The sequence below is a fragment of the Paraburkholderia nodosa DSM 21604 genome, from assembly GCF_000519185.1.
Classification (GTDB): domain Bacteria; phylum Pseudomonadota; class Gammaproteobacteria; order Burkholderiales; family Burkholderiaceae; genus Paraburkholderia; species Paraburkholderia nodosa.
The window spans coordinates 103,552-116,858 of record NZ_JAFA01000022.1; the positions used below are offsets into that span (position 1 = coordinate 103,552).

Consider the following 13,307-nt stretch of genomic DNA (forward strand, 5'->3'; position numbering starts at 1 on the left):
AAGTCATTGAAAAAGCAAAGCTCAATTGCTTTTCCAGCAAGGGCAACATTTATACGCTAACGTTAGCGTAAAAAGGCATGGGCACGCCTGGTGCTGGCGTTTGCACACATGGTCTCGGGGAGACGGAAGCCGAAGCCGCTGGCCTCGCTCGCATGGGGCCGTTGCGCCGCGCGTGCCAGACGAAAGTGACTAGGGCCATGTCCCGCGCCGCCCGCGCTGGACATGGCCCTTGCCGGTGTCGCGAAATTCAGCGGTCAATTTCGCATTCGGCCTGCCATGCCAGTGCGACCCCGCCCAGCGTTGTCGCCGGGCGCAGAAGCAGGGCGCGAGCGAGCGAACGCACGTGCTGGCGTTGCACGTCAGTTGTGATGTATTCAACCGGCGATTTGCCGTCCACGCGCGCAAGCAGCAATGCAGGCAGGAGGTCGGCTGCCCGTCCTTCGAGGGTTGCGCGCGACTCCCAGTCCGCGCAGGCGAAGTAGGCGGCCGTCAGCGCTGCAAAGCTCTCCAGCAGCCTGCGCCCGTTGGCTCCCGGCAACAGGCACTTGAGCAACAGATGGTTCAGGCAGAACGCGAGGTCGAACGCTGGGTCCCCGTACCACGCGCATTCGGCATCGAGCAGCACCGGGCCGTTTGGTCCGACAAGGATGTTCTTCGGGCTGACGTCTCCGTGAACCAGCGCAGTTCGCGTATTCGCCGTGCGGTCCGCCAGGTACTGAAGGCGTTCGGCGCAGTCCTTGTGTTTTTCGCCCGCGGCGATGAAGTATGGGTCGAGGCGCAGTGCCCTGAAGTTGTCGGTTGTATCGAAAGTTGCAGCGACGTCCGTATCGAATGCGCTCACCGAGTGAAGGTGGCCGACCAGCCGACCCACAGCCGCGGCCGTGTCCAGGTCTACATGCCCTTCCAGCAACTGCTTCTTCCATACAGGGTGCGCGTCCGGCGCGAGGAAGGACATGGCGAAGGCGCCCAGTCCCAGATCGTGGGCAAGCGGTTTCGGCACGTTCGCCGGGCAGTGAGCATAGGCGAACTGCATCCACGCCCACTCATCCGCGTTGCGGGACACAGGCGCTTCCCAGTTGCTTGCCACTTTCAGCGTTGACAGTGCACGCTTGACGCACACCGTGCGTCCGGGGAGGTCCGCTCTCCAGATGTCGGACGATACGCCACCTGTGAGCGGCTCCCATTTGATGGCCTCGCCTGGCGCGGCGAGGGAGTGGTGGACGAGAAACTCATCCAGCTTCGTATCCGGGCTATTCTGTTGCGTCATCTTGGCTAGGCTGTGGGCAATCGCGGAAGAGACTCGTTACCTGGCGATCGGGTTGCAGGGATTCCGTGGTGCTTCACCGCGCAGGACTCTTACGACTTCTTCCGCCGCCCGCCTTCTGAGTTCGATGAGCGATGCATCCGATGAGAATGCCACGTGCGGCGAGATCAATGCACCAGGTTGTTCGAGCAGTTCTCCCGGCACAGTTGGCTCGGATTCGAGAACGTCGAGTGCTGCGGCCGACAGGTGCCCCGACTGCAGCGCCTCGACCACGGCCTCTGTATCGACGATGCCGCCGCGGCTGACGTTGATGAGAAGGCCGCCTGGCTTCATCTTCCCGAGACGGTCACGATTGATGAGGCGATGGGTCGAATCCGTCAGCGGCGAGTGCACGACAGCAATGTCGCTTCGCGCGAGCAGGTCATCAAGCGAAGTAAACTCGATGCCGGCTTCAGATTTCATCACGTACGGGTCGTGGGCCAGCAGCTCGCACTGAAACGCCGCAAGCTTGCGCGCCGTCGCGCGCGCGATACGGCCAAAGCCGATGATGCCCACAGTCAGCTCGGACAGCCGACGCAGCTTCGCCGACGCCGGGGCCCAGCGGCCGGCGCGAACCTCCCGGTCGAAATGGACCAGGCCGCGGGTCCATGCCAGGGCGAACCCGACGGCATGGTCGGACACTTCCTCGACGCAATAGTCGGGGACATTCGTCACAACGATATTGCGCGACGTCGCGGTGGAGACCGAGATGTTGTCAAGACCAACGCCCAGCCGGGCAACGATGCGCAGATCCGGCGCTGCGGCGATTGCCTCACCCGACACCTGCGCCCAGCAGGTCATGATCGCATGGGGCCGATGCTCCCGCACAAGGTCTTCAATCCCGGTCGCTGGCAGGGGATCTGAGGGGCCCGTGACGAGCCGAAAGCCAGCGCCTTCAATGACTTCCCGCTCAACACTGTCGTCGGGCCACGCATAGTCAGTCAGAAAAACGGTCTTGTTCATAGGTTTCTGAAGATGTTGATAAGCAGGCGGACTACCGGCGCAACGACATCCGGCTTGGTATAACGTTAGCATTAAAAATCGATGATAGCCAAGATCGGAGCATCCCGGAACTGTGGTCTCAGCCTACGGCATACGAGAAAAACCGGGAAAACCGCATTGACACTGCCCGAAGGGGAATCTACACTGCGTCCCAAGGGAGTGCTAACGTTCGCATGATATCGAAAGTTCAGTGAGCGTGCAGCAGAACTCCTCCGGTTTCGTCAGAGCAAAGGCGCGCAACCTGGTTACCTTGACTCGAGACGGATACAACTGGGTGGCAGCGAAGGCGAATCGGCGCCTCAGGGTTGCGGCCGGAGAAGCCATCCAGCACCGCACGTTGAATCAGAAAGGGTTAGCTGTAGAAGTTTGTAGTACGTAACAAATAGATCAAAATACAGGAGACAATCGATGAAGCGGTATTTGCTGCCCGTGCTATGCAGTTGCCTGTCCGGAATTGCACACGCCCAGAGTTCAGTTACGCTGTACGGCCTGATTGACGACGGAATTTCCTATGTCAACAACCAGAAGGGGCATAGTGCTGTGTTTGCCTCGTCAGGGAATATCGTTGGCAATCGCTTCGGCCTGATGGGTACGGAAGACCTCGGCGGCGGTCTTCAAACGATCTTCAAGCTCGAAAACGGGTTCACCGGGACGAACGGTGGATTGCAGCAGGGCGGTCGGCTGTTTGGTCGCCAGGCCTGGGTTGGTCTGCAGAATCCGTACGGCGCAATCACGCTCGGACGCCAGTACGACTCGGTAGTCGACTATCTCGCGCCGCGCAGCCTCGCGCAAAGCTTCGTCGGTGGCCTCGAGTTCATGCACCCCATGGACAATGATAATTTCGGCGACTTCTTCCGGCTGGACAACGCGGTCAAGTTCGCGAGTGCAGATTACAAGGGGCTGAAGTTCGGCGGACTCTATGCGTTCTCAAACAAGGCCGGGGACTTCACGGACAACCGGGCATATAGCGCTGGCGCGACGTATACAGGTGGCCCGGTCACCCTGAGCGCCGCCTATATGCGCATCGACCAGCCCGGTGATGGTGCGCTCGGTGCACTGGACGGCTCGTCGACTTCGGGCGATGCCACATTCCATGCAGCACTTCAGCAGGTGTGGGGCGCAGGCGCCTCGTATCAGCTCGGACCGGCAACGTTCGGCCTCGTCTGGAGCCACTCCGCGTACTCCAACACGACTGCGGTCTATCGCGGTAGCACCCAGGCGCCGGCGCCAACCGGGCAACCGACCGACCTGAAATTCGACAACTATGAAGCGAATATTCGCTATCTCGTGACGCCCGCCTGGACGATCGCCGCGTCCTACACCTTTACGGACGGCAAGTACTCAAACGCGGCAGTGCAGGCGAAGCCGCGCTGGAGTCAGTTCAATCTGATGACGGCCTATGCCTTGTCGAAGCGGACCGACGTGTACCTGATGGCTGAATATCAGCACGTAACCGGCGCGCAGAACACGATATTCAGTGGCGCGTTCATCGGCGGCAGTGGCGGACCTTCGTCGACGAACAAACAGTTCCTCACAAGCGCCGGGCTCCGCGTGAAGTTCTAGTCCGCATGTGCTCGCCGGGCAGACGGCGTGATCGCTGCCCGGGATAGTATCCTGATATCCCTTTTAGCGCGGTACCCGGTGCCGCGCGTCTCCGCGCAACCGCGTAGTAACTCCACCCTGAATCTGCTACGCGAGTCCCATTGGTTCGCGATACCGCTCAGCCTGAGCCTGGATCCAGTCGCGGAAGACAGCAAGGGCCGGGTTCGCGGCCTTGTGCTCCGGATAGAGCAGATAGTATGTGCGGTCGCTCAACTGGGCATACGACCCGACGTCGACGAGCACGCCGCGCTCCAGTTCGTCCTCAATGAGCAGTCGGGGGATGAGCCCGATGCCGATTCGCTGGATAGCCGCTTCAGCCTGCATCGAGAAAAGCTCGTAACGTGGCCCGGCCATGTCTGCCTCAACCTGCATGCCGCGGGAGGCAAACCAGTCCCGCCAGGCATACGGGCGCGTGCTCTGCTGGAGAAGCGTTAGCCGGTTCCAATCCTGCGCGGTGAGCTTCCTGCGTGGCGAAACAAGCATTGGACTGCATACGGCAATCAGGCTCTCACGCATGAGAAAGATGCCTTGTGTACCCGGCCAGGTTGACACGCCCGCATGAATGGCCGCATCCAGTTCCGTACCGTCGAACAGAAAAGGCCGCGCCCGTGATGAGAGGTTGACGGTAATGTCAGGGTACTGCGCGTTGAAGTGCGGCATCCTGGGCAGCAGCCACTTTGTCGCAAACGTTGGAACGACCGCGAGTTCAAGCGTTCCGCCATGCCCCCGCCTGGACATCAGTTCCAGCGTATCCCGCTCTACCTCATCGAGTCGCGCGGCGACCTTGCGACTGTAAAGCTGCCCCGCTTCCGTGAGGCGAACGCCACGCCGGTCCCGGACGAACAGCTCCACGCCCAGATAATCTTCGAGCGCCGAAATCTGTCGGCAGATCGCGCTCTGTGTGACCGCGAGTTCATCAGCCGCTTTTGTATAGCTCTGGTGCCGCGCAGCAGCTTCGAATGCGGAGAGGGCAATCGTCGATGGAATCTTGCGTCGCATGCCTAACCTTTACCGGGAGATATCTAGTCGACAAAAAGCGCACTTCGATAGCGCTACGCGGTGCAGGGAAAGCCGCGTTTCGCGATGGCGAAGGTTTTTCACTCACGCATCTTGCAACGCGCTGGACGAGCGGATCGGGGTTGACCCAGAGAAGTGTTGAGTTCTCGCTTCGTCCACCTGGATCATTGCACTTTCACGAGGATGACTCCTGTCCAGACGTACGCGAATCATTATAGCTACGTGATGGAACGTATCCATGGTTTCTGTGCGTTTCACGCACAGATTAGTGCAAACAAATCGGTTGTGACGCGACATATGCCTCGATAGATTGGACGCATTTCCTCCAGCACGGTGCATATCATGATTGTTCAGCACAAGTCGCCCTCGTTCCAGTGGGACGACCCGCTCCTTCTCGCGCAACAACTCACCGGGGAGGAGCGCCTCGTGATGGATTCGGCCAACGCGTATTGCCAGGACCGTCTGGCTCCGCGTGTGCTCGAAGCCTTTCGTCGCGAGTCCACCGACCCTGCCATCTTTCGTGAGATGGGCGAACTCGGCTTGCTCGGTATCACCATTCCGGAGGAGTACGGTGGTGCCGGGCTGAACTATGTGAGCTACGGGCTGGTAGCGCGTGAAGTGGAGCGCGTGGATTCCGGATATCGTTCGATGATGAGTGTGCAGTCGTCACTCGTCATGGTGCCGATCGACGAATTTGGATCTGACGCGATGCGGCAAAAGTACCTGCCGAAACTGGCGAGCGGCGAATGGATTGGCTGCTTCGGGTTGACCGAACCGAACCACGGCTCGGACCCGGGTAGCATGGCCACGCGCGCGAGGAAGGTCGACGGCGGATACGAGCTGACTGGCAGCAAGATGTGGATTACCAACAGCCCCATCGCAGACGTCTTTGTCGTATGGGCGAAGGATGACGAAGGCGCCATTCGCGGTTTCGTTCTCGAGAAAGGCTGGAAGGGGCTCTCGGCACCGGCGATTCACGGCAAGGTCGGCTTGCGTGCGTCCATCACGGGGGAGATCGTGATTGATGGTGTGTTCTGCCCCGAGGAGAACGCGTTCCAGGATGTGCGAGGCCTCAAGGGCCCGTTCACCTGCCTGAATAGCGCGCGTTATGGTATCGCGTGGGGCGCGCTTGGCGCCGCGGAAGATTGCTGGCACCGCGCACGTCAATACGTTCTCGACCGAAAGCAGTTCGGACGACCGCTGGCCGCCAACCAGCTCGTGCAGAAAAAGCTCGCCGACATGCAGACAGAAATCACCCTCGGTCTGAGCGGTTGCCTGCGCCTGGGCCACATGAAGGATGAAGGCTCAGCTGCTGTCGAGATCACGTCGCTGATGAAGCGCAATTCATGCGGCAAAGCCCTTGATATTGCCCGTGTTGCGCGCGACATGCTGGGCGGTAACGGCATTAGCGATGAATTTGGCATCGCACGCCACCTCGTCAACCTCGAGGTCGTCAACACCTACGAGGGCACCCATGACATCCATGCGCTGATTCTTGGTCGCGCTATCACGGGTATTGCAGCCTTCTGACGAAAATGGACAAGACGCAATCACGAGGAGCGCTCGAGGGGCTGCGCGTTCTGGACCTCTCGCGAGTGCTCGCAGGTCCGTGGGCGAGCCAACTGCTGGCCGACCTTGGCGCGGATGTGGTCAAGATCGAGCGGCCGCGAACAGGAGACGATACCCGGGCCTGGGGGCCGCCGTGGCTATCCGACGCCGATGGCGATGCAACGGGTGAGTCAGCGTACTACCTGTGCGCAAATCGCAACAAGCGGTCTGTGACGGTCGACATGAGCCACCCGGACGGCCAGACAGTCATCAGGCGCCTCGCTACCGAAGCTGACGTGCTTATCGAAAACTTCAAGGTAGGAGGGCTTGCACAATATGGCCTCGACTACGAAGCGTTAAAAGAGGTCAATCCCCGGCTGATCTACTGCTCCATTACGGGTTTCGGTCAGGACGGTCCGTACGCGAGTCGCGCGGGTTATGACTTCCTGATTCAGGGCATGGGTGGTTTGATGAGCCTCACGGGCCGCGCGCCTGGGACAGAGGGCGCCGGTCCGATCAAGGCAGGCGTCGCGCTGACTGATGTGATGACGGGCCTGTACGCGACTGTCGGCGTCCTCGCAGCATTGGCGCGGCGCGAGCGCACGGGTTTGGGACAGCGCGTCGACCTGGCGCTGCTTGACGTACAGATTGCCAGTCTCGCGAACCAGGCGTCCAACTACCTTGTCGGCGGAAAGGTGCCGCAGCGCCTCGGCAACGCGCACCCGAACATCGTTCCCTATCAGGAGTTTCCCACGGCCGACGGTCACATGATTATCGCGGTGGGTAATGACGGTCAGTTTCGCCACTGCTGTGAAGTGCTGGGACGACCAGAGTGGGGAAGCGACGCACGCTTTCTCACGAATCCGCAGCGAGTCAAGCACCGCGCGGAACTCGTCGCGATGATGGAAGCATCCACGCGGGAGCGTACCACCCGGGAATGGGTTGAAGCGATGGAGGCCGCAGGAGTGCCATGTGGGCCCATCAACAACCTCGCAGAGGTGTTCGCCGATCCACACGTGCAGGAGCGTAACGTGCGGGTTGAGATGCGCCACTCCCTGGGCGGCAACGTAGCCATGGTCGCGAACCCCGTCCGGTTCTCCGAATCGCCGGTCCAGTATCGCAACGCGCCGCCAACCCTGGGAGAACACACGGACGATGTCCTGCTTGACTGGCTGCGCATGGATGACGCGGACGTTCAAGCGCTACGCAACGCCAGCGTTCTTTGAGCGTGAGAAGGCGCGCGACAGACGATCAACACGAGCACGAGATGAAAAGACATGAATGGTAATGTCGGTGGTGTATCGCGAGAGTCGATGGAATATGACGTGGTGATCGTCGGCGGCGGCCCCGCGGGGCTGTCTGCCGCGATCCGCCTGAAGCAGCTGGCCGCGGAAAAAGGCGCTGAAATCGGCGTCTGCGTGCTGGAGAAAGGCTCGGAAATCGGGGCGCATATCCTCTCGGGCGCGGTCATGGATCCGCGTGCCTTGAACGAGCTGATTCCGGACTGGAAAGAGCAAGGCGCACCGCTGAACGTGCCCGTGACCGAGGACAAATTCCTTTTTCTTTCCGAAACGGGGGCTAAGGCTGTGCCGAACTGGGCGCTGCCGGACAACTTCAAGAACCACGGCAACTACGTCATCAGCCTCGCGAACGTCACGCGCTGGCTGGGCCAGCAGGCCGAGGCGCTGGGCGTGGAAATCTTCCCNGGCTTTCCGGCCGCCGAAGTGCTCTACAACGACGATGGGTCGGTCAAGGGCGTCGCCACCGGCAACATGGGTGTCGGCAAGGACGGCGAGCCCACCGGGAACTTCCAGCTCGGCATGGAGCTGCACGCGAAGTACACGCTGTTCTGCGAAGGCTGCCGNGGNCANCTGGGCCGNCAGNTNAACGAGAAGTTCAAGCTNGGCAAGGANTCGGATCCGCAGGTCTACGGCATCGGCATCAAGGAACTGTGGGANATCGATCCNGCNANGCACNAGCCNGGNCTCGTGATCCANACCGCNGGCTGGCCGCTGGANNNCGACACCTACGGNGGCTCGTTNCTGTACCACATCGACAANAACCAGGTGATGGTGGGNTTTGTCGTNGGTCTNGCGTACCAGAANCCGTATCTCTCGCCGTTCGAGGAATTCCAGCGCTACAAGACGCATCCGGAGATCCGCAAGTATCTGGAAGGCGGCAAGCGNGTGTCGTANGGCGCGCGNGCGATCACNGCNGGNGGNCTGATGTCGCTGCCCAAGCTCGTGTTCCCGGGCGGCGCGCTCGTGGGCGACGATGCGGGCTTCCTGAACGCCTCGCGCATCAAGGGCAGCCACGCGGCGATCAAGACCGGCATGCTGGCCGCGGATGCGGCGTTCGAAGCGGTGCAGGCAGGCCGCCAGAGCGATGAACTCGCGGCCTACCCGGAAGCGTTCAAGCAGTCGTGGCTTTACANGGANCTGTACAGGGCGCGCAACTTCAAGCAGTGGATGAGCAAGGGCCTGTACCTGGGCACGCTGATGGTGGGCATCGAACAGAAACTGCTGGGCGGCAACGTGCCGTGGACGCTGCATCACCAGCATCGCGACCACGAGATGCTCAAGCCCGCTTCGCAGTGCAAGCCGATCGAGTATCCGAAGCCGGATGGCAAGCTCACATTCGACCGGCTTTCTTCGGTGTTCATCTCGAACACGAATCACGAAGAGAATCAGCCAGCGCACCTCACGCTCAAGGACATGACGGTGCCGGTCGGCATCAACCTCACGACTTACGCAGGTCCCGAGGCGCGCTTCTGTCCCGCAGGCGTGTATGAGTTCGTAAAGAACGATCAGGAAGAAGATCGTCTGCAGATCAACGCGCAGAACTGCGTGCACTGCAAGACCTGCGACATCAAGGATCCGACGCAGAACATCGTGTGGATCACGCCCGAAGGCGGCGGCGGTCCAAACTATTCAAACATGTGAACATGAAGAACATTGGAATTGTAGGTGCCGGCCAGATGGGCAGCGGTATTGCCCAGGTGTGCGCGGCTGCCGGGCTGGAAGTCATCCTGAGTGATGTGAGTGAGGGCGCATGGGAGCGGGCGCAACGCACGATAGGTCACAACCTCGAGCGGCGGGTGCAGGCAGGAAAGATGGCGACACCGGATGCGGCAGCAACCATGCAGCGAATCTCATTTAGCGCGACGTTGCGCGCGTTCTCAGCGTGCGACTGCGTGATCGAGGCCGCGACAGAGAACGAGAATGTCAAGGAAGAGATTCTCACCTCGCTGGAGGCAGTCATTCGTCCTGACGCAGTGCTCGCAACAAATACGTCATCGGTCTCGATAACGGGTCTCGGTGCGGCGCTTGCGAGGCCGTGCCGGTTCATCGGGATGCATTTTTTTAATCCGGTTCCGGCCATGATGCTCGTCGAGGTCATCCGGGGAATGCGCACAGACGACACTACGTTTGCGTCGGCCGTTCGCCTGGCGGAATCTCTCGGAAAGCATCCTGTCGGGGTCAGGAATTCACCCGGCTTTGTCGTGAACCGCATATTGATTCCGATGATAAATGAGGCCGTTCTCGTACTCCAGGAAGGTCTCTCGAGCGCGGGAGATATCGACGACGCCATGAAGCTGGGTGCAAACCATCCCATTGGCCCATTGGCGCTCGCAGATCTGATTGGTCTCGATACGGTGCTTGCCATCATGAACGTGCTGCACAAGGAATCTGGTGACCAGAAGTACCGACCCGCGTTGCTGCTCAGGGAGATGGTGGCTGCCGGCGTGCTCGGCCGCAAATCTGGCCGTGGATTCCATCAATATTGAGCCAACGGGTGCTCCAGCAGACCAGAAAAGGAGAAAGGGTATGAAGGTTCTCGTTCCCGTGAAAAGGGTAGTCGATTACAACGTGAAGGTTCGTGTGAAGTCGGATGGCACGGGCGTCGACATCGCCAACGTGAAGATGTCGATGAACCCCTTCGACGAAATCGCTGTGGAAGAAGCGGTGCGTCTGAAGGAAGCGGGCGTGGCGACGGAAGTCATTGCGGTGTCCGCGGGCGTCACGCAAGCGCAGGAAACGCTGCGCACGGCGCTGGCCATCGGCGCGGACCGCGCGATCCTCATCGAGTCGAACGAAGACCTGCAGCCGCTGGCCGTCGCCAAGCTCCTGAAGGCGCTGGTCGACAAGGAGCAGCCGCAACTGGTCATTCTCGGCAAGCAGGCCATCGACGACGATTCGAACCAGACCGGCCAGATGCTCGCTGCACTGGCGAACCTGCCGCAAGCCACCTTCGCCTCGAAGGTGGTCGTGGCCGACGGCAAGGCGACCGTGTCGCGCGAAGTGGACGGCGGCGCGGAAACGCTGTCGCTCACGCTGCCCGCAGTCGTCACGACGGATCTGCGCCTGAACGAGCCGCGCTACGTCACGCTGCCGAACATCATGAAGGCGAAGAAGAAGCCGCTTGAGACGGTGAAGCCGGAAGATCTGGGCGTTGACGTCACGCCGCGCCTGAAGACGCTGAAGGTCGCCGAGCCGCCGAAGCGTTCGGCAGGCGTGAAGGTGCCGGACGTGAAGACGCTGGTCGAGAAGCTGAAGACGGAAGCCAGGGTGCTGTAAGGAGAGCGAGACAAAAATGACGAATCTGGTGAATCTGGTAATAGCCGAACACGACAATCAGTCGATCAAGGCCGCGACGCTGAACACGGTCGCCGCAGCACAGAAAATTGGCGGCGACGTGCACGTGCTGGTTGCGGGCCACAATGCACAGGCTGCGGCAGACGCCGCCGCGAAGATCGCAGGCGTTGCCAAGGTGCTGCTCGCCGATGCGCCGCAACTCGAGCAGGGTCTCGCCGAGAACGTCGAAGCAACGGTGCTGGGCATTGCGAAGAACTACACGCACATCCTGGCTCCAGCAACGGCAGCGGGCAAGAACGTCACGCCGCGCATTGCCGCGAAGCTCGACGTCGCGCAGATCAGCGATATCACGGCAGTCGACAGCGCCGACACGTTCGAGCGTCCGATCTACGCAGGCAACGCGATCGCAATCGTCCAGTCGAGCGACCCGATCAAGGTGATCACGGTCCGCACGACCGGTTTCGATCCCGTCGCAACCGAAGGAGGCAGCGCAGCCGTCGAGAGGATCGAAGCGGCGGCAGACAGCGGCCTCTCGAAGTTCGTGAGCCGTGAAGTGACGAAGCTCGACCGTCCGGAACTCACGAGCGCGAAGTTTATCGTCTCGGGTGGCCGGGGTCTGGGTAGCGGCGAGAACTTCGCGTTGGTTCTGGAGCCGCTCGCGGACAAGCTCAACGCCGCACTCGGCGCATCGCGCGCGGCAGTCGACGCGGGCTACGTGCCGAACGACTATCAGGTTGGTCAAACCGGCAAGATCGTCGCGCCGCAGCTTTACGTGGCAGTCGGCATCTCGGGCGCGATCCAGCATCTGGCCGGCATGAAGGACTCGAAGGTGATCGTCGCGATCAACAAGGACGAAGAAGCACCGATCTTCAGCGTGGCAGACTACGGTCTGGTAGGCGACCTCTTCTCCGTCGTCCCCGAACTGGTTCGCGAAGCCTGAAACGGTCGCCGGACCTTCCCGGGCGAAGCAGCGCCGCCTAGACAGTGGCGCTTCGACGCGAAGCTCTGCCCGTGGCGCTGGACGCCTTCGCCACCGGCGCCGTGCTGCCACGAATGATAAGGGACGCCTGCGAGATGGACCGATACGGCGTTTCTCCGGTGCTGTGGCGCATCCTGTGGACGAACCACAGACCACAGGCAGTTGCCAGTTCGAAGACTGGAAGCCCAACAGTGGTCAGACCCGGTCCCCACCACCGGAAGCCCAGCTCATCACCGAATCCGACGACGGAGAGATCCTCCGGAACGCGCACGCCTTGCTCATGCAGTTCCTCAAGGATGCCTTGCGTCATCTGGACTGTGCCGGCGACGATGGCGGTCGGTCTGGCCTTGTGGGCAAGCAGGCGACGAACGGCCTCGCGACCAAAGTTCGCTTCACCAGGCGAGCCCAGTTCCACGAGTTCCTCGCGGTCCTGGCCAGTGAGCGGCAAGGCGCGAAGGAACCCTTTCAGGCGCGCTGCGCCAGTCGGAAGCGCATCGGTGCCGCCAATGTAGCCGATTCGCTTGTGTCCGCGCTCTACAAGATGCTCCGTGGCATCGAACAGCGCCTGGGTGTCGTCGATCCCAAACCACTGGTCACCGATACTGGCGTCGCCGCGCAGCAGTTGCACATGAGGGCGCATCTTGAGCAGCCGGAGCGTTTCCCGATGTGGCTTGGCTGTCGGCACGATGATGATGCCAGCCACATTCGAGCTCACAAGTTCACGCACATTGCGCAGTTCAGCCATCCTGTCGTCTTCGGTTTCAGACAGCGCCAGCTGGTAGCCTGCATCCTGCAGGCACTTGGACAGGGCGTGCGCGATTGTCGCGTAGAACCCGTTGCGAATGTCAGGGAGAACAAAACCCACCAGATTGCTGGAAACGCCTCGCATCATGCGAGCCGCAAGGTTTCCGACATAGCCGATCTCCTCGGCAACCTCAGAGACCTTTTGCTTGGTGGCGGCGCTGATGCGAGGGTCGTCCGCCAAAGCGCGACCGACGGTTGAAGGCGAAACCCCCAGGCGGGCGGCGATATCCTTGATGGTGACCATAGTGTTCAGCTGACAGGTTCTTTTGCAATTGCAGGGCCCACGCGGGCACAGGAAAAGTCGGCGCTTCCGCAGTCAGTGCCCGCAGCATGCCAGACAATGTCCAGGTGCTGGAAAGCACCACACGCGCAGCGCACACGCGCAAAAATTCATTGCTCGTTCGGTCGCGAAAAGGCAGGCGTGCTGGATCTGCCAAGAGCAACCCCAGGCGTTCGC

11 protein-coding genes are annotated in these 13,307 nt (G+C 61.1%); 7 read left to right on the top strand and 4 right to left on the bottom strand.

What is annotated here, in order from left to right:
- Positions 1 to 247 precede the first annotated feature (247 nt).
- Both A3CW_RS0127860 and A3CW_RS0127865 read right to left on the bottom strand, forming a co-directional pair.
- A complete protein-coding gene (locus A3CW_RS0127860) occupies positions 248 to 1,267 on the bottom strand; it encodes a phosphotransferase family protein (RefSeq protein WP_028206487.1) in 1,020 nt (339 codons plus the stop codon).
- A gap of 36 nt (positions 1,268 to 1,303) precedes the next feature.
- Positions 1,304 to 2,266: a C-terminal binding protein gene (locus A3CW_RS0127865; protein WP_028206488.1), complete on the bottom strand. Its 963-nt coding sequence runs from the start codon at positions 2,264 to 2,266 to the stop codon at positions 1,304 to 1,306.
- Positions 2,267 to 2,713: 447 nt separating this feature from the next.
- Here A3CW_RS0127865 and A3CW_RS0127870 point away from each other — a divergent pair, with 447 nt between their 5' ends.
- Entirely contained in the window at positions 2,714 to 3,868 is a 1,155-nt protein-coding gene (locus A3CW_RS0127870; protein ID WP_028206489.1) for a porin, read from the top strand.
- Between the two features lie 126 nt (positions 3,869 to 3,994).
- Here the strand turns inward: A3CW_RS0127870 and A3CW_RS0127875 are convergent, their stop codons facing one another.
- The gene (locus tag A3CW_RS0127875) at positions 3,995 to 4,906 is read right to left on the bottom strand and encodes a LysR family transcriptional regulator (RefSeq protein WP_028206490.1); all 912 of its coding nucleotides are present in this window, start codon (positions 4,904 to 4,906) and stop codon (positions 3,995 to 3,997) included.
- 360 nt (positions 4,907 to 5,266) lie between these two features.
- Between A3CW_RS0127875 and A3CW_RS0127880 the strand changes: the two genes are divergently transcribed.
- The 6 genes from A3CW_RS0127880 (at position 5,267) to A3CW_RS0127905 (ending at position 12,007) form a co-directional block, all read left to right on the top strand.
- Positions 5,267 to 6,454, top strand: a complete 1,188-nt coding sequence (locus tag A3CW_RS0127880; protein WP_028206491.1) for an acyl-CoA dehydrogenase — start codon at positions 5,267 to 5,269, stop codon at positions 6,452 to 6,454.
- A gap of 5 nt (positions 6,455 to 6,459) precedes the next feature.
- Complete coding sequence (locus A3CW_RS0127885) at positions 6,460 to 7,698, top strand: CaiB/BaiF CoA transferase family protein (protein ID WP_028206492.1); 1,239 nt, start codon at positions 6,460 to 6,462, stop codon at positions 7,696 to 7,698.
- A gap of 51 nt (positions 7,699 to 7,749) precedes the next feature.
- Complete coding sequence (locus tag A3CW_RS0127890) at positions 7,750 to 9,414, top strand: electron transfer flavoprotein-ubiquinone oxidoreductase (RefSeq protein WP_028206493.1); 1,665 nt, start codon at positions 7,750 to 7,752, stop codon at positions 9,412 to 9,414.
- Positions 9,411 to 10,259, top strand: coding sequence for a 3-hydroxybutyryl-CoA dehydrogenase (locus tag A3CW_RS0127895; protein WP_028206494.1), 849 nt, complete (start codon positions 9,411 to 9,413; stop codon positions 10,257 to 10,259). The genes A3CW_RS0127890 and A3CW_RS0127895 overlap by 4 nt, the downstream gene beginning before the upstream one ends.
- Positions 10,260 to 10,299: 40 nt before the next feature.
- Positions 10,300 to 11,049, top strand: coding sequence for an electron transfer flavoprotein subunit beta/FixA family protein (locus A3CW_RS0127900; protein WP_028206495.1), 750 nt, complete (start codon positions 10,300 to 10,302; stop codon positions 11,047 to 11,049).
- Positions 11,050 to 11,074: 25 nt separating this feature from the next.
- Positions 11,075 to 12,007, top strand: coding sequence for an electron transfer flavoprotein subunit alpha/FixB family protein (locus A3CW_RS0127905; RefSeq protein ID WP_028206496.1), 933 nt, complete (start codon positions 11,075 to 11,077; stop codon positions 12,005 to 12,007).
- 37 nt (positions 12,008 to 12,044) lie between these two features.
- On the opposite strand, the gene A3CW_RS0127910 is transcribed toward A3CW_RS0127905, so the two are convergent.
- Positions 12,045 to 13,094, bottom strand: coding sequence for a LacI family DNA-binding transcriptional regulator (locus A3CW_RS0127910; protein ID WP_028206497.1), 1,050 nt, complete (start codon positions 13,092 to 13,094; stop codon positions 12,045 to 12,047).
- Between the last annotated feature and the right edge of the window lie 213 nt (positions 13,095 to 13,307).